Origin of the sequence: Caballeronia sp. LZ035 (assembly GCF_031451175.1) — a bacterium.
Lineage (GTDB): Bacteria > Pseudomonadota > Gammaproteobacteria > Burkholderiales > Burkholderiaceae > Caballeronia.
This window is the reverse complement of sequence record NZ_JARUXS010000002.1, coordinates 273,756-299,574: the sequence shown is the minus strand read 5'-3', so window position 1 is coordinate 299,574 and position 25,819 is coordinate 273,756. Positions and strand designations below refer to the sequence as shown.

At 65.8% G+C, this 25,819-nt stretch carries 26 protein-coding genes and 1 pseudogene; 21 read left to right on the top strand and 6 right to left on the bottom strand.

Features of this window, described 5'->3' with window-relative positions; genetic code table 11:
• Nucleotides 1-18: 18 nt before the first annotated feature.
• Both QCE88_RS16960 and QCE88_RS16955 read right to left on the bottom strand, forming a co-directional pair.
• Nucleotides 19-1,266: an ABC transporter substrate-binding protein gene (locus QCE88_RS16960; protein WP_409018154.1), complete on the bottom strand. Its 1,248-nt coding sequence runs from the start codon at nt 1,264-1,266 to the stop codon at nt 19-21.
• Between the two features lie 56 nt (nt 1,267-1,322).
• Nucleotides 1,323-2,567, bottom strand: a complete 1,245-nt coding sequence (locus QCE88_RS16955) for a DUF1479 domain-containing protein (protein ID WP_309904188.1) — start codon at nt 2,565-2,567, stop codon at nt 1,323-1,325.
• Between the two features lie 94 nt (nt 2,568-2,661).
• Between QCE88_RS16955 and QCE88_RS16950 the strand changes: the two genes are divergently transcribed.
• Complete coding sequence (locus QCE88_RS16950) at nt 2,662-3,618, top strand: helix-turn-helix domain-containing protein (RefSeq protein WP_309904187.1); 957 nt, start codon at nt 2,662-2,664, stop codon at nt 3,616-3,618.
• Nucleotides 3,619-3,634: 16 nt separating this feature from the next.
• On the opposite strand, the gene QCE88_RS16945 is transcribed toward QCE88_RS16950, so the two are convergent.
• Nucleotides 3,635-4,675 carry an AraC family transcriptional regulator gene (locus QCE88_RS16945; RefSeq protein WP_309904184.1) on the bottom strand — a complete coding sequence of 347 codons (1,041 nt, stop codon included), beginning with the start codon at nt 4,673-4,675 and terminating at the stop codon, nt 3,635-3,637.
• Between the two features lie 287 nt (nt 4,676-4,962).
• Here QCE88_RS16945 and QCE88_RS16940 point away from each other — a divergent pair, with 287 nt between their 5' ends.
• The 3 genes from QCE88_RS16940 to QCE88_RS16930 all read left to right on the top strand — a co-directional run bounded on the left by QCE88_RS16940 (nt 4,963) and on the right by QCE88_RS16930 (nt 6,189).
• Nucleotides 4,963-5,796, top strand: a complete 834-nt coding sequence (locus QCE88_RS16940) for a class I SAM-dependent methyltransferase (RefSeq protein WP_309904182.1) — start codon at nt 4,963-4,965, stop codon at nt 5,794-5,796.
• Nucleotides 5,793-5,969: a hypothetical protein gene (locus tag QCE88_RS16935; RefSeq protein WP_309904180.1), complete on the top strand. Its 177-nt coding sequence runs from the start codon at nt 5,793-5,795 to the stop codon at nt 5,967-5,969. The genes QCE88_RS16940 and QCE88_RS16935 overlap by 4 nt, the downstream gene beginning before the upstream one ends.
• Nucleotides 5,970-6,039: 70 nt before the next feature.
• The gene (locus QCE88_RS16930; RefSeq protein ID WP_309904178.1) at nt 6,040-6,189 is read left to right on the top strand and encodes a DUF3563 family protein; all 150 of its coding nucleotides are present in this window, start codon (nt 6,040-6,042) and stop codon (nt 6,187-6,189) included.
• 5 nt (nt 6,190-6,194) lie between these two features.
• Here QCE88_RS16930 and QCE88_RS16925 read toward each other — a convergent pair whose 3' ends face one another.
• Together QCE88_RS16925 and QCE88_RS16920 are read right to left on the bottom strand one after the other, a co-directional pair.
• Complete coding sequence (locus QCE88_RS16925; RefSeq protein WP_309904176.1) at nt 6,195-7,043, bottom strand: oxidoreductase; 849 nt, start codon at nt 7,041-7,043, stop codon at nt 6,195-6,197.
• Between the two features lie 261 nt (nt 7,044-7,304).
• On the bottom strand, nt 7,305-7,538 hold the full coding sequence (locus tag QCE88_RS16920; RefSeq protein WP_309904174.1) for an adhesin: 234 nt from the start codon (nt 7,536-7,538) through the stop codon (nt 7,305-7,307).
• A 335-nt stretch (nt 7,539-7,873) separates the two neighbouring features.
• Between QCE88_RS16920 and QCE88_RS16915 the strand changes: the two genes are divergently transcribed.
• On the top strand, nt 7,874-9,409 hold the full coding sequence (locus QCE88_RS16915) for an NADH-quinone oxidoreductase subunit M (protein WP_309904172.1): 1,536 nt from the start codon (nt 7,874-7,876) through the stop codon (nt 9,407-9,409).
• A 39-nt stretch (nt 9,410-9,448) separates the two neighbouring features.
• Here the strand turns inward: QCE88_RS16915 and QCE88_RS16910 are convergent, their stop codons facing one another.
• Nucleotides 9,449-10,393, bottom strand: a complete 945-nt coding sequence (locus QCE88_RS16910; protein ID WP_309904169.1) for a LysR substrate-binding domain-containing protein — start codon at nt 10,391-10,393, stop codon at nt 9,449-9,451.
• Nucleotides 10,394-10,564: 171 nt separating this feature from the next.
• On the opposite strand from QCE88_RS16910, the gene QCE88_RS16905 reads away from it, so the two are divergent.
• From QCE88_RS16905 to QCE88_RS16830, 16 genes and pseudogenes are all read left to right on the top strand, one after another.
• Complete coding sequence (locus QCE88_RS16905; protein WP_309904168.1) at nt 10,565-11,632, top strand: ABC transporter substrate-binding protein; 1,068 nt, start codon at nt 10,565-10,567, stop codon at nt 11,630-11,632.
• A 42-nt stretch (nt 11,633-11,674) separates the two neighbouring features.
• On the top strand, nt 11,675-12,763 hold the full coding sequence (locus QCE88_RS16900) for an ABC transporter ATP-binding protein (RefSeq protein ID WP_309904165.1): 1,089 nt from the start codon (nt 11,675-11,677) through the stop codon (nt 12,761-12,763).
• Nucleotides 12,750-13,621 (top strand): annotated as a pseudogene (locus tag QCE88_RS16895) (ABC transporter permease). The gene QCE88_RS16900 and the pseudogene QCE88_RS16895 overlap by 14 nt, the downstream one beginning before the upstream one ends.
• A gap of 16 nt (nt 13,622-13,637) precedes the next feature.
• Entirely contained in the window at nt 13,638-14,435 is a 798-nt protein-coding gene (locus QCE88_RS16890) for an ABC transporter permease (protein WP_309812589.1), read from the top strand.
• Nucleotides 14,432-15,568 (top strand): FAD-dependent oxidoreductase, encoded by a 1,137-nt coding sequence (locus QCE88_RS16885; protein ID WP_309904163.1) that lies wholly within the window; start codon nt 14,432-14,434, stop codon nt 15,566-15,568. The genes QCE88_RS16890 and QCE88_RS16885 overlap by 4 nt, the downstream gene beginning before the upstream one ends.
• Before the next feature lie 7 nt (nt 15,569-15,575).
• The gene (locus tag QCE88_RS16880) at nt 15,576-15,938 is read left to right on the top strand and encodes a (2Fe-2S)-binding protein (protein ID WP_309904161.1); all 363 of its coding nucleotides are present in this window, start codon (nt 15,576-15,578) and stop codon (nt 15,936-15,938) included.
• On the top strand, nt 15,928-17,334 hold the full coding sequence (locus QCE88_RS16875) for an FAD-dependent oxidoreductase (protein WP_309904159.1): 1,407 nt from the start codon (nt 15,928-15,930) through the stop codon (nt 17,332-17,334). The genes QCE88_RS16880 and QCE88_RS16875 overlap by 11 nt, the downstream gene beginning before the upstream one ends.
• Nucleotides 17,327-18,499 carry an FAD-binding oxidoreductase gene (locus tag QCE88_RS16870; RefSeq protein ID WP_309904157.1) on the top strand — a complete coding sequence of 391 codons (1,173 nt, stop codon included), beginning with the start codon at nt 17,327-17,329 and terminating at the stop codon, nt 18,497-18,499. The genes QCE88_RS16875 and QCE88_RS16870 overlap by 8 nt, the downstream gene beginning before the upstream one ends.
• Before the next feature lie 79 nt (nt 18,500-18,578).
• Complete coding sequence (locus tag QCE88_RS16865) at nt 18,579-18,932, top strand: RidA family protein (protein ID WP_309904155.1); 354 nt, start codon at nt 18,579-18,581, stop codon at nt 18,930-18,932.
• Between the two features lie 257 nt (nt 18,933-19,189).
• The gene (locus QCE88_RS16860) at nt 19,190-20,257 is read left to right on the top strand and encodes an LLM class flavin-dependent oxidoreductase (RefSeq protein WP_309904153.1); all 1,068 of its coding nucleotides are present in this window, start codon (nt 19,190-19,192) and stop codon (nt 20,255-20,257) included.
• Between the two features lie 12 nt (nt 20,258-20,269).
• Complete coding sequence (locus QCE88_RS16855) at nt 20,270-21,205, top strand: flavin reductase (protein WP_309904151.1); 936 nt, start codon at nt 20,270-20,272, stop codon at nt 21,203-21,205.
• A 100-nt stretch (nt 21,206-21,305) separates the two neighbouring features.
• Nucleotides 21,306-22,472 (top strand): ABC transporter substrate-binding protein, encoded by a 1,167-nt coding sequence (locus tag QCE88_RS16850; RefSeq protein WP_309904149.1) that lies wholly within the window; start codon nt 21,306-21,308, stop codon nt 22,470-22,472.
• 40 nt (nt 22,473-22,512) lie between these two features.
• Nucleotides 22,513-23,385 carry a branched-chain amino acid ABC transporter permease gene (locus QCE88_RS16845; protein WP_309904147.1) on the top strand — a complete coding sequence of 291 codons (873 nt, stop codon included), beginning with the start codon at nt 22,513-22,515 and terminating at the stop codon, nt 23,383-23,385.
• Between the two features lies 1 nt (nt 23,386).
• The gene (locus tag QCE88_RS16840) at nt 23,387-24,286 is read left to right on the top strand and encodes a branched-chain amino acid ABC transporter permease (protein ID WP_309904145.1); all 900 of its coding nucleotides are present in this window, start codon (nt 23,387-23,389) and stop codon (nt 24,284-24,286) included.
• Nucleotides 24,279-25,031 (top strand): ABC transporter ATP-binding protein, encoded by a 753-nt coding sequence (locus QCE88_RS16835; RefSeq protein WP_309904143.1) that lies wholly within the window; start codon nt 24,279-24,281, stop codon nt 25,029-25,031. The genes QCE88_RS16840 and QCE88_RS16835 overlap by 8 nt, the downstream gene beginning before the upstream one ends.
• The gene (locus tag QCE88_RS16830; RefSeq protein WP_309904141.1) at nt 25,028-25,816 is read left to right on the top strand and encodes an ABC transporter ATP-binding protein; all 789 of its coding nucleotides are present in this window, start codon (nt 25,028-25,030) and stop codon (nt 25,814-25,816) included. The genes QCE88_RS16835 and QCE88_RS16830 overlap by 4 nt, the downstream gene beginning before the upstream one ends.
• Nucleotides 25,817-25,819 lie beyond the last annotated feature (3 nt).

Sequence of the window (25,819 nt, the reverse complement as noted above, 5' to 3'; positions counted from 1 at the left end):
GCGCTACGCGCGAAGCCGCTACTTCACCTGCACCGCAGCGGCCAGCTTCCGCACGCCCTCCTTCGCATCCTCGTTCGAGTTCATGAAGGTGGTCACGACGTCGGTGATCGCGCCCGCCGTCACCGGCGATTGCAGTTCGCCAAACGCAAGCGACGGAAAGAAGCTCCCCGACTTGAGCGTCGCCTGCTCGTCGGCGCGGGACTTCTTCGCGCAACTGTCGAACTTGTCCATCGGCACATCCAGCCTGACCGGAATCGATCCCTTGTTCAGGCTGAATTGCTCCTGAAACGCGGGTGACATGATCGTCCTGGCCATCGCGAGTTGTCCCGGCGTTGCGTCCTTCTTGCCGTTCTGCTGGAAGAACACGAAGGCATCCGCCGTGTACGTGAAGGCCTGCGCCGTGCCTGGCGCGGGCGCGCACACGAAATCGACATCCGCCTTCTTGTTCGCGTTCAGGAACTCGCCCTTGGCCCAGTCGCCCATGAACTGCATGCCGCCCGAGCCGGAGATCACCATCGCTGTCGCGAGGTTCCAGTCGCGGCCGTGATAGGCCTTGTCGAAATAGCTGCGGATCTTCTGCACGGTCTCGAAGACCTGCACCATCTGCGGCGAAGTGAGCGTCTTCTGATCCAGATCGATGAGCGCCTTGCGATAAAACTCCGCGCCCTGCGACAGCACGACTGTCTCCCAGATCGTCATGTCCTGCCACGGCTGTCCGCCGTGCGCGACCGGCGTGATGCCCGCCGCGCGAAACTTGTCGGCCAGCGCGAAGAACTCCGGCCAGGTGGTCGGCGGCTGGCCGCCTACCTTGTCGAGGTCGGCCTTGTTGATCCACAGCCAGTTGATCCGATGCACCGAGAACGGCACGGCCACGTAGTGACCGCCCGACTTCATCGCCTGATCGATCGGCGCAGGCAGATGGCTTTTCCAGTCGGTGGCGGCCTGATCGATCGTGACGAGCACGCCCTGGTCGGCCCAGTCCTGGATCAGCGGCCCCTTGATCTGCGCCGCCGATGGCGCATTGCCCGAGATCACCTGCGTCTTGAGCGCCGTCATCGCAGCCGTGCCCGATCCGCCCGCCACGGCGAAATCCTTCCACTCGTAGCCTTGCTTGCTCATGTCGTCCTTGAGCACGCGGATGGCCTTCGATTCACCGCCCGACGTCCACCAGTGCAGCACAGAAAGCGCTTCTGCCGCGTGTCCCGCATGCATGCCCGCGACGAGCAAAGCGGCTGCTGCCGCCATCGACGTCAGGTGTCGTTTCATTCCAGTCTCCGAAGTATTGTTATCGATGCAACGCAATGCAACGCATACGCGCCGAACTACAGATCGAGCCCGAGTTGCGACCGGCCGAGCGGTGTCAGGTCGTCCGCCGTGGCGCGGCCGATGAAGTCGGTCTCGAAGTGATCGGCGGGAAAGTCGGGCGGGCTCTCGCCCTTCAGGAAGCTCGGCCGCTGGCGCTTGAGATAAGCATCGTTCTTGGCGCACGCGGGCGCCGACGCGATATACATCACGTTGCTGTAGCCCGCGCCTTTGTGCTCGTCCTCGACCGCATGAATCACGTCGCTGTGCCAGAACACGGTGTCGCCCGCTTCCATCTTCGGGATCGACGACAAGGCCTCGAACAAGGGCGCATGAAACTCCTGCCGGATGGAGAGCGCGCGGCCGGGCATCGCGCCGCACAGGTCGCCATCGGCGACATCGTCCTGAAGCGCGCGCAACAGGATGTACGTCATCGCGTTGGCGATGGGCACGAGTTGCAGCGTGCCGTCGCCCGGACCTTGCGGCGTCAGCGCGGTCCAGCCCTGGAAGGTGCGGAACATCGAGCACACGGCCGGCGATGCGATCTCTTCCACTTCCGTGCGATGCGCGGCGTCGAAGGCATCGTAGGCGCGCCAGTTGCCCGCGAACACGTGACGATAGACCTTGCGGAAATTGCTTTCGATCCAGCGCTCGACGGAGCCGCCGTCGCAATGCGCCGAGAGCCCGAGCGATGCCGAACCCGGTGGCCTGCGGCGCAAGCGGTCGGCGTAGACGGGCACGCGCGATGGATCGAAATGTACGCGCCCTTCGCTCTCGTGACGCCATAGCGCGTTGAGGAACATGCGCGCCCCGGTCAGCGCTTCCGACTGGCGCGCCAGCACTTGCGGCTTCGACCAGTACACGCCGTAGATCTGCGGCTTGCTGGACGCCAACTGGCCGAAGTACTTGTCTTCGGCGCGATGTTCGAGACGTTGATCGAGATGATTGCGCTCGACATAGGCCGCGATGTCGTCGTCCCAGCCCTGCACCAGCGCACGCGGAAAGACGCCGCGAATCACGCACGCGCCGCGCGCCTTGATGAGCGCGATGTGCGCATCGGAGACGCGTTTTTCGGCGATATCCGCATACTGGATTTCGGGGATCACGTTCTCGCCACGATCTCGTTGTGCAGCGATATGCCGGGCCTCTTCGCTGATAGCTTGCTCCACCTCCGCGAACACCTCGCGATAGTTCGGCAAGGCCGCGCGTAACTCCTTTTTTGCCTGACGGATCGCGCCCGGCAGGTCATCGATATGCAGCGCCATGATCGTCTCCCTCGTGAATAGCCTGAGCGAGAGCATATGACGCGCGCCAAAAAGCCAGTGATACTATTCAGGCAATCTCTTCGCGTATCCGGTCATGAAACCAGCGTACGAACACGTGGAGTTCGGTGAGGATTGTTCGGTGCGGGTATACCATCGGCGGCTGCCGCGCATTCCGTTCGAATGGCACCATCATCCCGAGTACGAGCTCACGCTCACGATGAACAGTCACGGCAGGCGCTATATCGGCGACTCCGTCGATGACTACGCCGCGCAGGATCTCGTGCTCGTGCCGCCGGATCTGCCGCATACGTGGTCGTCGAACCGGTCCGTGGAGCCTTCCGCGCCGCAGGTGGCCATCGTCATCTGGTTCGACGGCGACTGGGCACGGCGCATGGCGGATTGCTGCCGCGAATACGAGCCGCTGCGCAGGCTGTTGCGTCGCGCCGCCTGCGGGCTGGCGTTCGAGCCGCCGGCCGGCGAATGGATGCGCGGCCGTCTGGACGCGCTGCTATCGAACGTGGCGCGCGAACGCCTGAGCGCCGCGCTCGACATCCTCTGCACACTCGCCGATGCGCCCGGCCGTCCGCTCGCTTCGCCCAGCGCCTTCAATCAGACCGATACCGGCCCGTCCGGTCACGAGCCGGAACGCATCAACCGGGTGCTGTCCCTCATCGACGCACGCTTCGCCGAACCCTTGCGGCTCGCGGACTTGAGCGCCGCTGCCAGCCTCTCGGAACGCACGCTCACGCGCTACTTCGTGCAGCACATCGGCGAGAGTGTCGGGCGGTATATCGCGCGGGTTCGCATCGGTCATGCGTGCCGGATGCTTGGCGACACGTCCTTGCCCATCGCTGTGATCGCCACGCGTTCGGGATTCGCGAACGTCGCCAATTTCAACCGGCAGTTCAAGGCTGCGAAGCTGATGACGCCGGCTGAATATCGGCGGCGCTTCGCGACTGAACGCGCCGCCGCGCAGGATGAAGAGGCGCGTCTGACCGAACGGTCGCCATCGCTGCAACGCACATCGAAGCAACGCCGCGAGCGCGCATGAAGCCGCATATGAAGCTTCAGGCAGCGATGCCGTCAGATGCCGTTCCGTCCATCACGCCCTTGCCCTGACTGCGCCGCCAACTCGCGGGCGGCATGCCGAACTGGCGCTTGAACGCGCGGTTGAACGCGGCTTCCGAGTCATAGCCCACGCGCTCGGCGACTGCTGCAATCGAATGCGGTCCGGACAACAGGTCTTGTGCTGCCACTTGCAGGCGCCAACTGCCGAGGTATTGCATCGGCGCCTGCCCGAGCAGTTGCGTGAAGCGTTGCGCGAACGCAGAGCGGGACAGGCCGACGCGGCGCGCGAGTTCATCGACGGTCCAGTCATGGCCGGGCTGCGCGTGCAGCGCGGCGAGCGCCTTGCCGACGAAGCGGTCGCCGACCCCCGCCAGCCAGCCGCGCCGGTCGGCGGGCATGGCGGTGATGCAGCGCCGCACCGCCTCGACGAACAGCAGTTCCGACAGCCGCGCCAGCACCGTTGCACTGCCGGGCCGCCACTCGGCCGCCTCCGCCGCGGCGAACTTCAGTGACGATTCGAGCCACGCCGAGTGCGGATCGTTGCGCATGTCGACCTTGAACAGACGCGGCAAGGAAGACAGCACCGGATTGGCGAGCATGTCGTCGCACGCAAGGAAGCCGCAGATGATGCGCGTGCGCGCGCCCTCTTCCACATGCGCCACATTCGTCGGGTCCGGCCCATAGTTCAGACGCATCACTTCGCCCGGCGAGGTTGCCAGATATCTCGCCACCATGACGTCCGCCGGCACGGGCGCGAGCGCGAGCGAACTGCCCATCAGATGGGGTTCGCCCTGCGGCACCACGATGAGTTCGCCTGCATCGACACGCATGGCCGAAGCGGGGTCATCGGTCAACGACGCCCAGCAACTGCCTTCGACAATCAGGTGATACGACACGACGCGCTCGGCACGCGGCAGGAAGGCCGAGCACAGCGCAGGCGACACGTGACCGATCACGCACCACGGCGCGGTGAACTCGCCGTTGAGATACACCGCGCCGCTGAGACGCAACAGCCGGAGAACATCGGAAAGCGCATCCATGAGGAGTCCAGGATCCGGCGTCCTGCGCAAGACATCTGGACGCACGGTCATTCATAAAATTCGCCCGCGCGCCAATACTTCTTCTCACGCGATGCCTCTTCGACAAGAGGTTAAGCGCACCGGACCGAAACGCCAACCCGCAACTGCGGGGGATGCCCGCAAACGGTCGCCGCATGCGGCGCAGCCCAACAGCGCAGTCCGGAGACGATGAAGGAAGTGCCGAAGACAAAAGCTTGATTCGAGACGTCCGGCTGCCTTCGCTCAACTCATCCATCAGGAGTCACGACATGTCCGCAGTCGCTTCCGCTATCCCGTCCGTCACCGATCTCTCCGCTGTCAAAAGCCGTCAACAAGCCGCCTGGTCGACGGGCAACTATGCCGTCGTCGGCACGACGTTGCAGATCGTCGGCGAAGCACTGTGCGAGGCGCTTGACCTGCGTGCGGGAAGCCGCGTGCTGGACGTCGCGGCGGGCAACGGCAACGCGACCCTCGCCGCCGCGCGACGCTGGTGCGAGGTCACCTCCACCGACTACGTGGCCGCGTTGCTCGATGCAGGCCGCGCGCGGGCGCTAGCGGAAGGACTCGATGTGCACTTCGAGGAAGCGGATGCCGAAGCACTGCCGTTCGAGGACGCCTCGTTCGATGTCGTGATGTCCACCTTCGGCGTGATGTTCACGCCCGACCAGGAACGCGCCGCGAGCGAACTCATGCGCGTGTGCCGACCGGGTGGAAAGATCGGGCTTGCGAACTGGACGCCGGACAGTTTCATCGGCCAGGTGTTCAGGACGATCGGGAAGTACATCGCGCCGCCCGCGGGCGTGATGTCGCCGGCGCTATGGGGCAGCGAGGCACGCCTTGCGGAATTGTTCGGCGGTCATGAGGCGCGCATCTCGGCGATGAGCCGGCAGTTCGTGTTCCGCTATCGCTCAGTGGCGCATTTCATCGACGTGTTCCGCACGTATTACGGTCCGATGAACAAGGCGTTCGCCGCGCTGGAAGGGGAACGGCAAGCCGCGTTTCTGCGCGACCTGACCGCGCTGATCGACAGCCGCAACTGCTCCGGCGACCGGACGCTCGTGTTGCCCAGTGAATATCTCGAAGTGGTGGTGGAACGAAAATGATCCTGCTCAAACGTCATCTTTGCGCGGCTCCAGCGGTCTGTGCGCAGCTCGGATCGCTCGTCTTCCTCGCGAGGCTTCGCTACGGCCCGGTATTGGTCACGCTGCCGTTGTGCTCGTCGATGTGCTTCTTCGCGTTTCGTTTCGTGCTTTCGGTATATGGCGTAGCGGCCTGACGATGCGCGCCTTGCCTTGGCCCGGTGGCCTTGGCAAGGCGCGCAGCGGCATCATGGTTCGGAGGAACGCATGATCTTCTATCTCTATCTGCTGTTCGAGAAGGTGCTCGATCTCGCCGAGCACGGCCGGCGTGATACGTATCTGCGCGACGCCGCCGATATCGCCGAACTCGAACGCCGCATGCGTTCTCTCGACAAGCACGACCGCGACGACTGTTGACCGTCTTATTCGGGATCGAAGTCCGCCGAGAGGCTCAGCTCACGCAGGCCTTCGATGTCCTTCACCACCCGATGTAGCCGCTCGACCACCGCGTCGTAGCCCCATGCGCCCAGCACGAGGTGACGCGGCGCGTCGGCGTTGTTGGCGATCGAGATCATTGCCTCGCCGGCGCGCACCGGATCGCCGGCCTGGGTGCCGCTGGTCGCGCGGGTTCCCGCATGGCGCTTGCCGGCGGTCTCCGCATAATCGTCGATCTGCGTCACGGTCTGGCGCAGTGAGCGGCCCGCCCAGTCGGTGCGGAACGGGCCCGGTTCGACACAGGTCACGCCGATGCCCAGCGGCGCCACTTCGGCGCGCAGCGCATCCGACCAGCCTTCGACCGCATGCTTCGAGGCCGCATAGTATCCGGAGCCCGGATAGCCGATGAACCCCGCCACCGAAGTGATGTTGATGATGTTGCCGCTGCGCTGCGCGCGCATGACCGGCAGCACGGCGCGCGTCATCGTGAACAGGCCGAAGACATTGGTATCGAACTGCTCGCGGATCTCCGCTTCGACGCCTTCCTCTGCCGTGGCCTGATAGCCGTAGCCGGCGTTGTTGACGAGCACGTCGATGCGGCCGAACTTCGCGCGCGCCGCCGCCACGGCTGCGTCGATGTCCGCTGAACGGGTGACGTCGAGCGCCAATGCCAGCACGCGGTCTTCCGCGCCGCGCGCGAGTTCGGCGAGGCTCGACGCATCGCGCGCCGTCGCCACGACGCGCCAGCCGCGCTTGACGATCAAGTCGGCCAGTGCGCGGCCGAGGCCGGTCGAGCAGCCGGTGATGAACCAGACAGGAGTGTGGGAGCTTGACATGAGGTGTTCCGGGTTGAATCCCGCCGCGCTGGACATTGCTGCGGCAGGGTGTGGACAGGTTCGGCTCGAATGTGCCGTGACAGCACGGCTTCAGGGCCATAGCTTAAGAAGGCCGCCGGCCGGCAAAAAGAGGCCTGTCCTGGATACACCTGTCGACGAAACGGGCTAATCGACGCGCGGCATGCGACAGCGATCGAACGCCGAACCGCGCCGCGTCAGAAAAACGAAAGGGATTGAAAGCGAGAAACGGAAAGCCAATTGTCAGCGAACCCGCTCCGCCGACCCCATCACCAGGCATTGCGCCCGGAACGCTTCCCCCTGACTGCTCGCGGCGGCATGGCTCAAACCCTTGCCGAGCGCATCGAACTCGACCTGCGAGGCGTGGCGGACACAAGACGCGCTGTCGACGTCGCGGCCCTGCGCATGCAGCGCGGTGCGATCGGCGACCAGATAGGCAACGAGCGCGAATACAGCAATGTTGAATGCTTTTCTCATGCGTGTCTCCTTGGCTCTAGGCTAAGGGCCAGCCTTTGAGAGGCAAATCAGGGCAAGCCCGGAGACAGGTTGCATCGCATGGGGCAAACGATTCCCCAATGTCAACGCCATGCGCGCAATGAACTTGATACGCGGCAAATTCCACGAAATTATTTCTTTTGGGTTATCCTCGTTAACCCTAGGCAACTGGCTTTCATTTTCTTTTCATAGGCGCGCGAGGCCTTTCCTTACGCGCAACTTTCCCGCCCGTCGTCCCTCAAGCCGCCGCGCAGTCCGTCGCGAGCCCGCCTCATCGCGTGCCCGCCGCGCTTTTTTGCCCGATCTAAAGCAACCGTATGCATCTGCCGTCCGTTCTCAGCTTTCTTATCTGGATCCCCGTGGTGTCCGGCATCTTCGTGCTGACCTTCAGCGCGTCGGCCACCCTTTCGCGAGCCGTCGCCCTGTTCGGCGCGGTGCTCGGCATCCTGCCGCTGTTCCCGCTTCTCGGCCACTTCGACGCGTCCTCCAGCGCCATGCAGTTCGTCGAGCAGATCGACTGGCTGCCGCAGTTCGGCATCTCGTACCACCTCGGCGTGGACGGCATCTCGCTCTGGTTCACGGTGCTCACGGCCGTCACGACGCTCATCATCTTCATCGCGTCGTGGCAATCGGTCACGAAGCAGGTGGCGCAGTACTACGGCGCGTTCCTGGTGCTCTCGGGCTGCATGCAGGGCGTGTTCGCGTCGCTCGACGGCATGCTGTTCTTCGTGTTCTTCGAAGCCTCGCTGATTCCGCTGTACCTGCTGATCGGCACCTGGGGCGGCGGCGAGCGGCGCGTCTATGCCGCGCTGCGCTACTTCCTGATCTCGCTGGTCGGTTCGCTCGCGATGCTCGCAGCGCTCGTCTACCTGTGGACGCAGGCGCACAGCTTCGACATCGAGGCCTGGCGCGCGCTCAAGCTCGACTTCACCCCGCAGGTCGTGATCTTCCTGTGCTTCGTCGCGGCTTTCTCGGTCAAGGTGCCGATGTGGCCGGTGCATACCTGGCTGCCCGACGTCAACGCTGAAGGCCCGACCGGCGCGGCCGTGCTGCTCGGCATGCTGAAGGTGGGCGGCTATGGCCTGATGCGCTTCGTGCTGCCCATCGTGCCCGACGCGTCGCACTTCTTCGCCCCCGCGATGATCACGCTGGCGCTAGTCGCCGTGATCTACGGCAGTCTCGTGGCGCTCGCGCAGACGGACATGCGCAAGCTGCTCGCGTATTCGTCGGTGGCGCACATGGGCCTCGTGACGCTCGGCCTCTTCACCTTCGACCGCCTCGGCACCGAAGGCGCGGTCGTGCAGATGCTGTCGTACGGCGTGGTCTCGGGCGCGATGCTGCTGTGTACCGGCGTGCTGGTCGACCGCACGCGCAACGGTTCCATCGACGCCTATGGCGGCGTCGTCAACACCATGCCGAAGTTCGCAACTTACGCGATGCTGTTCTCGATGGCCAACGTCGGCCTGCCGGGCACGTCGGGGTTCGTGGGCGAATTCCTGGTGCTGATGGGCGCGATCCGCCTGAACTTCTGGATCGGCGCCATCGCCGCGACCACGTTGATCCTGAGCGCCGCCTACACGCTGTGGATGGTCAAGCGCGTGATGTTCGGCGCAGTCCGCAACGAGCGCGTGGCCTCGCTGCGCGACCTGGGCAAGCGCGAGTTCGTGCTGTTCGGCGCGATGGCAGTGCTGGTGCTCGGCATCGGCGTGCATCCGAAGACCTTCACGGATGCGATCGGCCCGTCGGTCGAACATTTCCTCTCGGCGGCGCAAGGATCGTCCCTTCCGGACGATGCCGGCGCGGCCTCGTACAACGCGCACAGCGTGGCCGAAACCGAGCGTCAGCCCGGCTAATGCTTCAAGCGCGCGGGCGCCCTGCCCGCGCGCGCCTCTTCAGCGGCCGGCCGCAACCGCGCGCCGCGCCCGCCGCGGCGGCGGTCCCACCACATCCTCCAGCAGTTCCTCGTGCAGTTCGCGCAGCACGTCCACGAACGCCGAAGCCAATCGTTCGCGCGGCCGATGCGGCGGAAACAGCAGATACGTCGGAAAGCGCGTGTCCGGCAAAAACGGACGAATCGCGATATCCGGCCCCCGGTAGTCCCGCGCGACGATCGGATGCGCCAGCGTCACCCCCATTCCATGCCGCACCATTTCGCAGCACATGGCCGTGTACTGCGCCTCGATGGCCAGCACGCGCTTGACGCCCGCGCGCTGAAACACTTCGTCCATGAGCGCGCGCGTGCCGTCGCCGTGACACAGCGAGATGAACGACTCGCCTTCCAGATCCTCCGGCCGGATGGCACGCTTGGCCGCGAGCCTGTGCTGCGCGGGCAGCACGCACACGGCCGAGACGCTGGATAGCTGCTCCACTTCGCAATCCGACGCCTCGCTCACATACACGGCCACGCCGAGATCGCAGAACTGCGACGCCGTCCAGTGATTCACCGTGCCCGACGTGTTCACATGCAGCGACACAGTGACTTCCGGAAAGCGCTCGACGAAGCGCTTGATGGCGTGCGGCACGAGCGTGATGCCCGCCGACGGCATCGCCGCAATGCGCAGACGGCCGCTGCCGAGATTGCGGATCTGCGCGGCCGCGTTGGCGAGCCCCTGCAAGCCGACGAACGCGCGCTCCACTTCGCGGAAGAACGCGGTGCCCTCGCTGGTCGGGATCAGCCGCACGCCACTGCGCTGGAACAATTGCAGGCCGGTTTCGCGCTCCAGTTGCGAGATCAGCCGGCTCACGTTGGGTTGCGACGTGAACAGCGCCTTGGCTGCGGCGGTCATCGATCCGGACACCATGACCGCGCGAAAGGCCTCGATATGCTTCAGGTTCATCGTGTGTTTCTCCCCGTGTTTTCCCTGTTCTCGTTAAGCCGAGTCCATATCATTCCTGCATGGATAGGTATTTTATTCGTATTGGACGATATGGTTTGACGGCGCGACACTGCTTTTCAGCGACGGGCGCATAAGCCCGCTCCCCACCTACCGGATCTGGAGATCGTCGTCATGAGAAGCGCGCTGAACCGCCGTCTGTCCGTCCTGTCCCGCACCGCTCTCGCGGGCGTCTCGATCACCGGCGCGCTGGCTGCGCCGCTCCTTGCCCACGCCGAAACCACGCTCTATGTCGCCAATGTCGGCGGCTCGAACGAGCAGCTCTATCGGCAGAAAATCATCCCGCCTTTCGAGAAGGCGCACAACGTCAAGATCGTCTACGTCGCGGGCAATTCCAGCGACACGCTCGCCAAGCTCCAGGCGCAGAAGGGTCATCAGCAGATCAACGTCGCCGTGATGGACGACGGCCCCATGTACCAGGCCATGCAGATGAACCTGTGCGCGAAGCTCGACGACGCGCCGATCATGCAGGACGTGTATCCGCTCGCGAAGCTCGGGCCGACCGCCGTGGGCGTCGGCATGGTGGCGACGGGCATCGGCTATAACGAGGAAGCCTTCAAGAAAGCCGGCCTGCCGCCGCCGGATTCGTGGAAGGTGCTCACCGACAAGCGCATCAAGGGCAAGCTCGGCGTCCCGCCGATCACCAACACCTATGGCCTGCACACGCTCGTGATGCTGGCGCGGCTGTCGGGCGGCGGCGAGAAGAACATCGACCCGGGCTTCGCCGAGATGACGAAGCAGGTCGCGCCGAACGTGCTCTCGTGGGCGCCGACGCCCGGCGAAATGGACGGCCAGATGCAGTCCGGCGACGTGATCCTCGCGCCCTATGGCAGCGGCCGCGCCGTCGCGTTGCAGAACACCGGCTTCCCGCTCAAGTTCATCTACCCGAAGGAAGGCGCGGTGGCCTTGCAGGTGGCCGCCTGCGCCATCGCGGAGAACGCGCAGCCGCAGCTCTCGCAGCAGTTCGTGCAGTACCTGCTGACGCCCGAAGTCCAGATGCTCCAGGCGCAGAACATCGGCCTGGGTCCGGTCAACAAGACGGTCAAGCTCACGCCTGAAGTCGCCGCGCGCGTGCCTTACGGTCCCGATCAGGTCGCGAAGCTGACCGCGATGGACTGGGCCACGATCAACCAGCATCGCACCGAGTGGACCGAGCGCTGGAACCGTTCGGTCGAGCGCTGAGCCGCATACGCGATCCGTTGACGTGACGAAGGAGCGAGGCACATGGCCTTTCTGACACTGCAAGGCATTTCGAAACGCTACGGCGATTTCACGGCGATCGAACAACTCGATCTCTCGGTCGAGCGCGGCGAACTGCTGTCCTTGCTCGGCCCGTCGGGCTGCGGCAAGACCACCACGCTGCAGATGGTGGCCGGCTTCGTCACGCCGACCACCGGCCGCATCCTGCTCGATGGCCGCGACATCACCCGCGAACGCCCGGAGAAACGCGGCCTTGGCGTGGTGTTTCAGAGCTATGCGCTGTTTCCGCACATGACGGTGGCCGGCAACGTCGGCTTCGGTCTGGAGATGCGCAAGGTCAAGCGCAAGGAGCGCGATGAACGCGTGGCCGAAGCGCTCGCGCTGGTGCGTCTGAACGGCCTCGGGCATCGCTATCCGAAGGAACTGTCGGGCGGACAGCGGCAGCGCGTGGCCATTGCGCGCGCCATCGCGATGGAGCCCCAACTGCTCCTGCTCGACGAACCGATGTCCAACCTCGACGCCAAGCTGCGCGAAGAGATGCACATCGAATTGCGGGCGATCCAGAAGCGGCTCGGCATCACGACGATTCTCGTCACGCACGACCAGGTCGAGGCCATGACGATGAGCGACCGTATCGCGGTGATGCATCGCGGCACGATCGCACAGCTGTCCACGCCCTATGACGCCTACGAGCGTCCGGCCACGCCGTTCGCGTCCACGTTCCTCGGCCGCACCAATGCATTCGCGGGCGAAGTGCTGCAACGCAATCCGCGCTGCGCGATCGTCGATGTCGCGGGCACCACGCTGCACGTGCCGCACGAAGGCCGTGACGTGGATGGCGCGGTGAACGTCTATATCCGCCCGGAGAAGGTCCATCTCGCCAATGGCAAGACCGGCGAGGCCCGCGTGCGCGGCCGCATTGCGACGCGCGTGTTCGTCGGCAATCAGTGGCTGCTCGAAGTGGAAACGGACCTCGGCAAGCTGCGTGTCGCGCAGCCGAACCATGGCGCGCCGCCGCCCGAGGAAGGCGACGAAGTGGGCCTTGCCTGGACCGACGACGACCTGCGCGTGCTCACGCAGGAACTGCAAGGGAACGCCCATGGCCACGCTTGAAGACGCCCGCCCCGGCGCCGCGCCGTGGCTGCTGTCCGGCCCCGCGCTGCTGCTGTTCATCGGTCTGCTGCTGGTGCCGCTGCTGCTGACGCTGATGCTGTCGTTCCGCGTCTTCAGCGACACGGCCGGCGTCCTGCCCGCCTTCACGCTCGGCAACTACTGGGAAGTGGTCAGCGACCCGTACTACGGCACCATCTTCCTGCGCACGGCCGGCCTCGCCTTCGCGGTGACGCTACTGTCCATCGTGCTGGGCGTGCCGGAAACCATCGTGCTGGCGCGATGAAGCGGCCCTGGCAGTCGCTGTGCCTGCTGATCGTGCTCGGGCCGCTCCTGATCTCGGTCGTCGTGCGCACGCTCGGCTGGCAGATCCTGCTCGGCAACAACGGCGTGCTGAACAACGCGCTCCAGGCGCTGCACATCACCGACGAACCCATTCGCCTCGTCTTCACGATGACCGGCGTGATCATCGCGCTGACACACGTACTCGTGCCGTTCATGGTGATGTCCGTCTGGGCCACGATGCAGAAGCTCGATCCGCAGGTGGAATGGGCCGGCCGCTCGCTCGGCGGCTCTTCGTTCAAGGTGTTCCGCCGCGTGGTGCTGCCGCAGATCATGCCGGGCGTGCTGTCCGGGTCGATCATCGTGTTCGCGCTGTCGGCCTCGGCCTTCGCGACGCCTGCGCTGATCGGCGGACGGCGTCTGAAAGTAGTCGCAACTGCCGCCTACGACGAGTTCCTCGGCACGCTCAACTGGCCACTCGGCGCGAGTATCGCGGTGCTGCTGCTGATTGCCAACGTGGCGATCGTGATGGGTTGCAGCCGTCTCGCGGAACGCCGCTTCAAGCACATCTTCGACTGAGCGGAGGACTCCCGTCATGAAAGAAAACGGCTGGCTCGGCCTCACCTTCAATGCGCTGTTCCTAACGTTCATCGCCGCGCCGCTCGTCGTGGTGATGCTCGTCGCGTTCACCGACAAGGGCTTCATCTCGATGCCCTTCGACGGCGCCTCGCTGCGCTGGTTTCACGCGATCATCGAGAACGGCGACATCGTCTCGGCGTTCTGGCTCTCGGTGCGGCTCGCGTTCGCGGCGGCCAGCATCGGCGTGTTGCTGGCAGTGCCGGCGGCGCTGGCCATCGCGCGTTATCGCTTTCCGGGGCGCGCCGCGCTCACGAGCTTCTTCCTCTCGCCGATGATGATTCCGGCCGTCGTGCTCGGCATCGCGTTCCTGCGCTTCCTGTCGCTGCTGCATCTGTCGGGATCGTTCTGGTCGCTGGTGGCGGCGCACGTGATCATCGTGCTGCCGTATGCGCTGCGGCTCGCGTTGTCCGCCGCCGTTGGCCTCGACCGCGACGCCGAACGCGCCGCCCTCTCCTGTGGCGCGAGCCGCTTCACCGCGTTTCGCCGCGTCGTCCTGCCGATGATCCGCACCGGCGTCGCGGGCGGCTGGGTGCTGTCGTTCATCCAGAGCTTCGACGAGCTGACCATGACCATCTTCGTCGCGACGCCCGGCACCACGACGCTGCCCGTCGCCATGTACAACCAGATCGCGCAGACCATCGACCCGCTGGTCGCATCCGTCTCGGCGGTGCTGATCGTCGGCACGGTTCTGCTGATGATCCTGCTCGACCGGATGGTCGGACTGGACCGAATCCTGATCGGAGAAGCCCGATGACTCTTTCCTCCTCCGCCAGCCCCGACGTCCTGGTTCTCGGCGGCGGCCTGGTCGGTTCGGCCGTGGCGTATGGCCTCGCCCGCGAAGGCGCGCGCGTCACCGTGCTCGACGAAGACGACGGCGGCCTGCGCGCCTCACGCGGCAACTTCGGCCTCGTGTGGATCCAGGGCAAGGGCTACGGCCTGTCGCCTTACGCGCGCTGGTCGCGCAGTTCAGCGACGCGCTGGCCGGACTTCGCGGCGGCGCTGCGGGCCGAAACCGGCGTGGATGTCGCGCTGCGCCAGCCCGGCGGCTTCCACTTCTGTTTCGACGACGCCGAACTCGCCGAACGCGAAAAGCGTCTCTCGACGCTGCAAGCCGAACTCGGCGACTACCCGTACCAGATGCTCGACGCCGCCGAGGTGCGCGCGCGCATTCCGCAGATCGGCCCGGCGGTGATCGGCGCGAGCTATACGCCGATGGACGGCCACGTGAACCCGCTCAAGCTGTTGCGCGGCCTGCACGGAGCGATGCAGACGCGCGGCGTGAAGCTCGTTTCCGGCGAGCGCGTGGAGCGCATCGTGCCGGAGGCCGGCGGCTTCACCGTGCATGGCCGGCGCGGGACGCATCGCGCGGCGCGCGTGGTGCTCGCGGCCGGGCTCGGCAACCGGACGCTTGCGCCGTTTGTCGGACTGAATGCGCCGGTCGCGCCCAATCGCGGACAGGTGCTGGTGAGCGAACGGGTCGCGCCGTTCCTCGACTATCCGACGCTCAACGTGCGCCAGACCGACGAAGGCAGCGTGCAGTTCGGCGATTCGATGGAGGAAGTCGGCTTCAACGACTTCACGACGACGCCCGTGCTGTCGGACATCGCCCGTCGCGGCGTGCGCGCGTTCCCGATGCTGCAACACGTGCGGCTCGTGCGTATGTGGGCCGCGCTGCGCGTCTACAGTCCGGACGGCTTTCCGGTCTACGACCAGTCGGAGGCGCATCCGGGCGCGTTCGTCGTCACCTGCCACAGCGGCGTGACGCTCGCCGCCGCGCATGCGATGCGCGTCGCGCCGTGGATCACCGGCGCGCCGATCCCGGACGAACTGCCCACCTTCTCCGCGCGCCGCTTCGAGCATGCACAAGAACTGACTCCCGCACATTGAGTTCGACATGACAGTCCACACGCATCACCCACTCTTCAAGCCCCTGGATGGCGACGCCGTCGCCACGCTCGACATCTCCTTCAACGATCAGCCGCTCACCGTGCCCGCCGGTTGTTCGGTCGCGGCGGCGCTGCTTGCGGCGGGCGTCTCGCGGTTCCGGGCCACGCCGGTTTCCGGCGCGCCGCGTGCGCCGTTCTGCATGATGGGCGCGTGCTTCGAATGCCTCGTCGAGATCGACGGTGTGCCGAGCCGCCAGAGCTGCATGGTGGAAGTGCGCGCCGGCATGCGGGTGCGCTCGCAGGAAGGCGCGCGCGACCTGCCGCCTTCGGTTGCATTCGATGCTCCGCTGGAGAACGTCCATGGCCGCTGATTTCACTTCCGAAGCCGTCGATGTCGTCGTGATCGGCGCCGGTCCCGCCGGCATGAGTGCCGCGACGCGTGCCGCGCGCGCGGGCTTGTCGACCGTGCTGATCGACGAACAGGACGCCGTGGGCGGACAGATCTATCGCGCGATCGGAAAGGCCGATGCGCGCCGCAAGCAGATTCTCGGTCCCGACTACGCGGCGGGAACGGCGATCGCGACAGCGTTCGCGGCGTCCGGCGCGCGGCACGTGACGCAGGCCAGCGTCTGGCAGGTCACGCGCGAGCACGGCGTCCATTATCTGAAGGACGGCAAGATCGGTTCGTTCGATGCGCAGCGCGTGATCCTTGCAAGCGGCGCGCTGGAGCGTCCGTTTCCGATTCCCGGCTGGACGCTGCCCGGCGTGCTGAGCGCAGGCGCCGCGCAGATCCTGCTGAAGAGCGCGGGCGAAGTGCCCGCCGCGCCGCCGGTGCTGGCGGGCTGCGGGCCGCTCTTGTATCTGCTCGGCTGGCAATACGTGCGCGCCGGCGTGCCGATCCGCGCGCTGGTCGACACGACGCGCCACGAAGACCGCTGGCGCGCGAAGAAGCACATGTTGTCGGCGCTGCGCGCATGGCCGTTTTTGTCGAAGGGTCTGCAACTGATCCGCACGCTGCGCGAAGCGAACGTGCCGATCTTCGAAGCCGCCGACGATTTGCGTGTGGAGTCCAGTAAGGGCGCGGACGGGGTCGAGCGCGCGGCTGCGCTCAGCTTCACGACGCAGGGCGCGGCGCATCGCATCGAGGCAGACGTGATCCTGTTGCATCAGGGCGTCGTGCCGAACACGCAGTTCACGCAGGCGCTGCGTGCGGGGCATCGCTGGGACGATGCACAACTGTGCTTCACGCCAAAGGTCGATGCATGGGGCGAACTGGATGTGCCCGGCATCTTCGTCGCAGGCGATGGCGCGGGCATCGGCGGCGCGCAGGCGGCAGCGTTGCAGGGCACGCTGGCGGCGCTCGGCGTGGCCGCGCAGCTCGGCGCGCTCGACATCGCCCGGCGCGATGCCGAAGCCGCCCCGCTGCGCCGTGCGCTTGCGGGCGTGATGCGCATCCGGCCGTTTCTCGACAGCCTCTATCGTCCGCGCGACATCAACCGCATCCCGCGCGACGAAACCGTCGTGTGCCGCTGCGAGGAAGTCACGGCGGGCCAGTTGCGCGAGTTCGTCGAATTGGGTTGCGTCGGGCCGAATCAGGCGAAGTCGTTCGGGCGCTGCGGCATGGGTCCGTGTCAGGGCCGCATGTGCGGGCTGACCGTGACGGAAGTCATCGCGGATGCACGGCGCGTCTCGCCCGCCGAAGTCGGCTATTACCGCATCCGTCCGCCGATCAAGCCGCTCACGCTCGGGGAACTCGCCGGTGAATGACGCCAACCCGATTACCGAAGCCGATGTACTGGTCATCGGCGGCGGGCTGCACGGCACAAGCAGCGCGTTCCACATGGCCCGGCGCGGCGCGAAGGTCATCGTGCTCGAAGCCGATTACGTCGCGCGTCATTCGTCGGGCGTCAACGCCGGCGGCGTGCGCACGCTCGGACGGCCGCTGCCGGAGATTCCGCTCGCGCTGATGTCGCGCGAGATATGGCACGGCATGACCGATCTGATCGGCGAGAACGGCGGCTTCGTGGCATCGGGCCAGTTGAAGATCGCCGAGTCCGAGGACGATCTCGAAGCCTGCCGTCAGCGCGTCGCGCTGCTCGAAGCACAGGGCTTCACGCACGAGAAACTCGTGGACCGCAAGACCGTGCTCGAACTCGAACCCGCCATCGCGCCGCATGTGACCGGCGGCATCTGGGCCGCGCGCGACGGCTATGCGCTGCCCTTTCGCACGACCACCGCGTTCCGGCGCGCCGCCCAGCGGCTCGGCACGCGCTTTCTGGAAGGCACGCCGGTAAAGTGCATCGAGCAGCGCGGCAACCGCTGGATCGCGCAGACGCCGCGCGGCGTGTTCAGCGCCGAGAAACTGCTCGTGAGCGCGGGCGCGTGGTCCGGAGAACTCGCGCAGCAAGTCGGCGAAACGGTGCCCGTGCGTCCCGAAGGATTGATGTTGATGGTGACGCAGCGCGTCGCGCCCTTCTGCCGTTCGACGCTGATCGGCACAGGTCGGCCGCTGTCGTTCAAGCAGTTCGACAACGGTACGGTGGTGATCGGCGGGAAGCTCATCGGCATCGCTGATTTGCCGAATCGTCACGGCGAAGTGGACTTCGTGCGACTCGTGAAGAGCGCTCGTACCGTCACCGACCTGTTTCCGCATCTGAAGCATCTGGGCGTCAATCGCGCGTGGGCCGGCGTCGAAGCCTTCATTCAAGACGATTTGCCCGTGATCTCCGCGAGCCGCACGGCCGCAAACCTCTTTTACTCGTTCGGCTACTGCGGCAGCGGCTTCCAGCTCGGGCCGGGCTGCGGCAAGCTCGTGTCCGAACTGATGCTCGACGGCGCGCCTTCGCTGTCGCTCGATGCCTTCGCCATCGACCGCTTTGGACACGGCGCCACGTCCGCCGCATCCGCGTCCGAACGCGCCGCGGCTCACTGAGCATCCTTTCCTGCGCCGCACGCTCGCAATGTTTCACGAGCGGCGGCTTCGTTTCACTCACCCCATTGGAGAACAACGCATGAGCGATATCGTTCGCATCGACACCAATCAGCGCATGAGCCGCGTCGTGAAGGCGGCGGGTCTCGTGTTCGTCGGCGGCCAGACTTCCGCCGATCCCACGCCCGACATCAAGCTGCAAACCGCAAAAGTGCTCGAGAAAATCGACGGCTTCCTGGAGAAGGCCGGCATCGACAAGACGCGGCTCGTGTCGGCGCAAGTCTGGCTCTCGGATATCGCGCGCGATTTCGCCGGCATGAACGAAGTGTGGGACGCGTGGGTGCCGGAAGGCTGCGCGCCCGCCCGCGCGACGGTGCAGGCGCAACTTGCATCGCCGACCTTGCTGGTCGAAATCGCTGTAATCGCATCGGCCTGACGCTGCACACGCCCGCGCGGCTTTTTCGCCGCCGGGCGCATTCCTCTCGTCGCCGTTCGCGCGACACGTCGCACCTCTCCCTCTTCAGCGCCTCCTTCCCCATACGCGGGAAACTCCCTACCTTTCCATTCTTAAAGGTTCATTGACATTCCGCTCAGTATTTTTGATACTGGTTGGAATGTAGAAATTCACAAGCGGATCTCCAGCGAGATCAACCGGCGGTGCCGACGACAGGGAGGCAGCACATGCACGTGGGAATGACGACGATCTTTCAGAATCTCGGCGTCGGGCATACGGACGAGGAGATCTACCAGCACGAACTCTCGATGGCGGATCTCGCCGAGCCGCTGGGTTTCGATTCCATCTGGGCCGCCGAGCATCACTTCAACGGCTATACGATGTGCCCCAACGTCACGCAGTTCCTGACCTACATGGCCGGCCGCACGAAGCGCGTGAAGCTCGGTTCGATGGTCAACGTGCTGCCGTGGCACGATCCCATCCGCGTCGCGGAAGAGGTGGCGGTGCTGGAGCACATGTCGAACGGGCGCGCCATTCTGGGCGTCGGGCGCGGTCTCGGACGCATCGAGTTCGAAGGCTTCCGCGTGCCGATGGGCGAATCGCGCGACCGCTTTGTTGCCTATGCGGACGCCATCCTGAACAGTCTCGAAACCGGCTATCTGCAAAGCGACTCGCCCGCGTACCAGCAACCGCGCGTGCAGATCCGTCCCGCGCCGCTGCGCAGCTTCCGGGGCCGCACCTACGCGGCGGCGGTGTCGCCGGAATCGGCGCGCATCATGGCGAAGCTCGGCATCGGGCTGCTCGTGATCGCGCAGAAGCCGTGGGAGAAGACCGTCGCGGAACTGGAGATGTATCGCGAGATCTACCGCGAAATCAACAACTGCGAGCCGCCCAAGCCGATCATCGCGTGCTGGATTGCCTGTCATGAAGACGAGGCGATGGCCAACGAGATGTACCAGAAGTACGTGCTGCGCTACAGCCGCTCGGCGCTGGAACACTACGAGTTCCACAACGAAGGCCTCGCCGACATCAAGGGCTACGAGTACTACGCCGCGCTCGCGAACAACATCAACAAGCACGGCATCGACAAGTTCGTGGAGTTCCTCGCCAACCTGCAAGTGCGCGGCACGCCGGACCAGGTGCACGACAAGCTGATGGAATACGTCGACATGGTCGATGCCGACGCCGTGCTCGGCATCTTCAGCTACGGCGGCATGCCCTTCGATCTGGCGAAGAACAACATGCGCACCTTCGCGGAGCACGTGTTGCCGCGCCTGAAGAAGCAACGGGCGCTGGCCGAAGCGTAGGAGGGAGACATCATGGCCGTCAGCGAAGCACATTATCGGCAAGGCATGCGGCAACTCGCGGCCGCCGTCACGGTCATCACGGCGACGCACGCGGGCGCGCGCAACGGACTGACGGCGACCGCCGCGATGTCGGTCTGCGCCGAGCCGCCGCGTCTCGCCATCGCGGTGAACAAGAGCGCGAGCGCGCTGCCCTTCATCCTCGGCGCGGGCGCGTTCGCGGTGAACGTGCTGCGCTACGACCAGGACGCCATCGCCAGCCGCTTCGCGAGCAGCAAGACGCGCGGCGAAGCGCGCTTCGAACACGGCGACTGGGGCGTGCTCGACACCGGCGCACCGGTCCTGCACGACGCCGCCGCCTCGTTCGACTGCGTGATCGAATCGACGGTCGAGATCGGCACGCATCTGTTGCTGATCGGCGATGTGCGCGCGCTGCGGGTCAATCCCGGCGACCATCCGCTGCTGTTCCTCGACGGCGAATGGGCCAGCCTGATCCAGGCCAACAGCGCGGCCATCGAGCAATATGGTGCGACGGTCGCACAATCCATCAAGACGGTGGATCAGGCAGTTGCCCACGCGGGCTCGCCCACCGACAAACTTCGCATGTTCGTGAAAAGCTTCACCTCGCTGAACCTCGCGCACTCGCCCGTCACGCGCAGTTTCTTTCATCACGAGCCTTACCTGCCATCGGCGAAGCTCGCGGAGATCAACGCCGCCAAGAACCAGTTCGACCAGGGCTTGCGCGCGCTGCTGGAAGAAGGCATGCGTAGCGGCGACTTCGACATCGACGATGCCAGCGTCACCGCATTGGCGATAACCGGAATGGTCAGCTGGACGCATCGATGGTATTCCGAAGAGGGCCGCGACACGCCCGAACAGATCGGCGACAAGCTCGCTGCCATGGCGATGGCGATGGTTCACGCGCGCAGTGCTGAACCTGTCTCACGCTGACACCCATACCCGAACGAGGAGCGCCGCCCGACACGACCACCCGCTGTGCAAGGAAACCGCAGTCGATCACGACCTTCAACCCATATCGAAGGACTGAAGAATGAGGAGCAGGAGACACTTCCTGGCCGTGGTGCTCGCCACGGCCCTGTACAGCGCTGCGCCCGCGATGGCGCAGGAGAGCATCCCGCTCGGCGTGAACGTCGAGCGTACCGGCGTCGCGACCGGCTACGGCACGCACATGCTGATCGCGGCGCAGATCGCCATCGATGAAATCAACCGCGCCGGCGGCGTGAACGGCGCGCCGCTCAAGCTCGTCATAGAAGACAACCGCAGCAGCCCGGAACAGGCGGTGATCGTCACGCGCACCTTGGAGCGCGAGAAAGTCGTCGCCATGCTCGGGCCGATCCAGACCTCGCAATGCCGCACCGCGTTCCCGGCGGCGAACCGCGCGGCGCTGCCGACCATCTCGCCGGGATCGAGCGCGCCCGGACTCACTGCGCAGAATCGGCCATGGACCTTCCGCATCTCCGCGATCGATTCGGTGACGATGACCAACGTCGTCGAGAAAATGCACAAGGCGCATCCGAATGCGAAGACGGTTGCCATCGTCGTGGATCCCCGCGATGCCTATTCGCAGTTCCTCGCCAACACGGTGATCCCGCCGATTGCCGAGAAGAACGGGCTCACGCTGATCAACAAGGGCGCGAATATCGACGTCCCCGCCGACACCAGCGACTTCAGCGTCTACGTCACGCGCGTGAAGAGCCTGAATCCGGATCTCGTGCTGATCCAGATGAACCAGGAGCCGAGCCAGGGTTTCCTGCGCGAGGCCAACCGCCAGAAACTCGCCGCGCCGATGTTCGCGGGCCAGGGCTTCATCACGACCTCGACGGCGAGCGCGGCGGCGGGCGTGGACTTGTGGGCGGGCCAGCCGTTCGATCCGGAGATCAAGGACCCGAAGGTGGTCGCGTTCGTGAACGAGTTCAAGTCGCGCGTCGAGAAACAGTTGCCGGGCCAGTACACCTCGCCGACCTATATCGATGCCAGCGCGTACGAAAGCATCTACGTGCTCGCCGACGGCCTGCGCTCGCTGAAGGCCACGCCCGCTTCCGATCCGAAGCAGGTGCGAGAGGGCTTGCGCACCTATCTGGGCGCGGTGAAGGACTACAAGGGCCTCGGCAACACGATCACCATGGGACCGGAAGGCGACGCGCTGAAGGACACGATGGTCTATCGCACGCGTAACGGCAAGTGGGAACGGCAGTAACGCCAGCCGCCGCGCCGCAGTCATCACGAGGAACCGCCCGATGCTCGCGCAACAGATCGTCAACGGGCTGATGCTGGGCAGCGTGTACACGCTGATCGGCATTGGCTACACGCTGGTGTTCGGCGTGCTCAGGATGCTTAATCTCGCACACGCCTATGTCTTCATGGCCGCGCCGTTTATCGTGCTCGGCGCGGTCGAGGCGGGCGTGCCGCCGTTCGTCGCGCTCGCGCTGGGGTTGATCGGCGCCGCGCTGCTCGGGCTCGTGCTGTATCTGCTGGTGTTCCGGCCGATCCCGCGCGAACACGCGCTCGGCGGCTTCGTCGCGAGCCTGTCGTTCGGCATCGTGTTGCAGGTGATCGCGGTGAATCGCTGGGGCGGGCTCTCGAAGCCGTTTCCCGCGAAGCTCGCGCTGCCCGACTGGTCCATCGGCAACGTCATCCTTTCGGGGATGCAACTCGCGAGCCTCGGCATCGCCGCCGTGCTGATGCTCGCGCTGCTCTACGTGATCCGCCGCACGCGCTTCGGCCGCAACATCCGCGCGATCGCTTTGAATCCCACGGCGGCGGCGCTGCTCGGCGTCGGCGTGCAGCGCGCGGTGATTCTCGTGTTCCTGCTGTCGTCGGGACTTGCAGGACTCGCCGGTCTGCTGGTCGCGATGCGCTTCGAATCGATCACGCCCTTCATGGGCGACACCTACGCGATCAAGGCGCTGGCGATCATCATCATCGGCGGCCTGGGCGACGTGCGCGGCGCGATGCTCGCGGGCCTGCTGCTCGGCGTCTGCGAAGTGCTGTTCGCCGCATACGGCTCGCCGGGATGGTCGGAGGCGTTCATCTGGCTGTTCCTGATCGCCGTGTTCCTGATCAAGCCGTCCGGCATTTTCGGTGCGCGCGTCGAATCGAGGGAGATCTGAATTGGACGTTCTTCTTTCCGAGCCGGTACAGGCGCTCATCTCGATCAACGTACTGCTCACGCTCAGCCTGCTCTTTCCGTTCGCGGCGGGCGTGTGGTCGCTCGGCCTGCCGGGCTTCATGGCAGTCGGCGCTTATACCGCGTCGTGGCTGACGGTATCGCACGCGTGGCCCGTGGCCGCCGCCCTGCCGATGGGCGCACTCGCCGGCGCGCTCGTCACGCTGCCCTTCGCGCTGCTTACGCTGCGTATCCGCGGCATCTATCTCGCCATCGCCACACTCGCGGCAGCCGAGCTGATCCAGTTGTTCTTCTCGCACTACGAGACCACCGGCGGCGTGATGGGACTCGCGGGCATTCCGTATCTCGGCGCCGTGCCGATCCTCGCGCTGGCCGTGGTCGCGGCGGTGATCTCGGGGCTGCTGTTCGCGTCGCGCTTCGGCAAGGCGCTGGTGGCGGTCGGTTCGGACCCAACCGTGGCCGCGTGTCACGGCCTGAACGTGCCCGCACTGCAATTCACGGCGCTGGCGCTCGGCGGCGCGCTTGCGGGCCTGGCGGGCGGTTGCTTCGCGCACTTCTACAGCTTCATCTCGCCGGCCAACTTCGGCTTCCTGCGCAGCACCGACGTGCTGATGTTCCTGATCGTCGGCGGGCTGACGCCGGCGGGCGCGGTGCTCGGCGCGGCCGTGCTGAGCGCGATCCCGCAGGTCGTGACATCGCTGGAGAAATGGGCGCCCGCGCTGTACGGCGTGATCGTCATGCTGATGACCATCTACATGCCGCAGGGACTGCTGCCGCGCCACCGGCTGGGCCGCTGGTTCAAGCCGCGCCGTGACGTGACGCCGCGCCGCGCCGCGAAACGCCTGCCCGTGCCCGTCACCGGACAAGGAGCCGACGATGCTTGAAGTCCAGGCCGTATCGAAGGCATTCCGCGGCATCCACGCGATCGAGGACGTGAGCTTCCGCATCGAGCCGAATTCGATCACCTCGCTGATCGGCCCGAACGGCGCCGGCAAGACGACGATGATCAACGTCATCACCGGCGTGCTCGCGCCGACGCGCGGCGCGCTGCTGTTCGCCGGCCAGCCGATTGCCGGACGCCGGCCGCATCAGGTCGCGAGCCTCGGCATCCGGCGCACGTTCCAGACCGTGCGGCTGTTCGACAAGCTCACGGTGCGCGAGAACCTGACGGTCGGCGGCTACCGGCAGTTGTCGGGGCGGCGCTGGCTGCACCGCTTCCTGCCGATGAACCTGGGCGACGCCGCCGGCCGCCGCCGCGCCGACGAAGTCCTCGCGATGTTCGACCTCACCGCGCTCGCCGACGAGATCGCCACCGACCTGCCCTACGGCACGCAACGCCGCGTGGAACTGGCGCGCGCACTGATGGGCCGGCCGCGGTTCGCGCTGCTCGACGAACCGGCCGCCGGCATGAACGAGAAGGAAACGGCCCAGCTCGTGCGCGACGTGCGGCGCATCCGCGACGAAGGCGTGACGGTGCTGCTGGTGGAGCACGACATGTCGATGGTGATGAGCGTGTCGGACAAGGTCGTCGTGCTGAACTTCGGCAGGAAGATCGCCGAGGGCACGCCCGGCGAAGTGCAGCGCAATCCGGACGTGATCGCGTCCTATCTCGGGAGCGACGACGCATGAACGCACGCGACACCGCCGTCGAGCGCGCTGCGCCGCCTGCCGCGCCGGCGCTTCATGTGGAGAACCTGAGCGTGGGCTATGGCCGCTCGCTCGTGCTCGACCAGTTCAGCTTCAGCGTGAATCCCGGCGAAGTGCTGGCGGTCGTGGGACCGAACGGCGCGGGCAAGTCCACGCTGCTCAAGGCGATCTCCGGCTGCCTGCGGCCGCGTTCGGGCCGCGTGCGTTTCGGCGTGGACGAACTCACCGGCCTTTCGCCGGACCGCATCGCCCGCCTGGGCGTGCTGCACGTGCCCGAGACGCGCGACATCTTCGGCGGCATGACGGTGTTCGAGAATTTGCAAGTGGCCTTTGACAATCTCAACGAGCCGTCGAATGCGCGACATGCCTTCGACGAAGTGTTCGACCTGTTTCCGCTGCTCGCCACGCGCCGCGACGAAGCCGCCGGCAATCTCTCGGGCGGACAGCAGCAGATGCTCGCGATCGCCCGCGCGCTGCTCGGCCGGCCGCGTTTGCTGATGCTCGACGAACCTTCGCTCGGGCTTGCTCGTATCGTGTTCCGCGAGATCTACGCGACGCTCGAACGTCTGCGCCGCACGGGCCTTTCCGTGTTGCTGGTGGAACAGAACGCATCGATGGCCGTGAAGTTCGCGGATTCGGCCATCGTGCTGGTGAACGGCGAGATCGCGCTGCGCGGCCGCCGTGACGAACTCATGCAGAACGAAGCGCTCGTGCAGCACTATCTGGGCGGCCGCCCCGACATCCACGCGACAGCAGGAGACGACTAGACC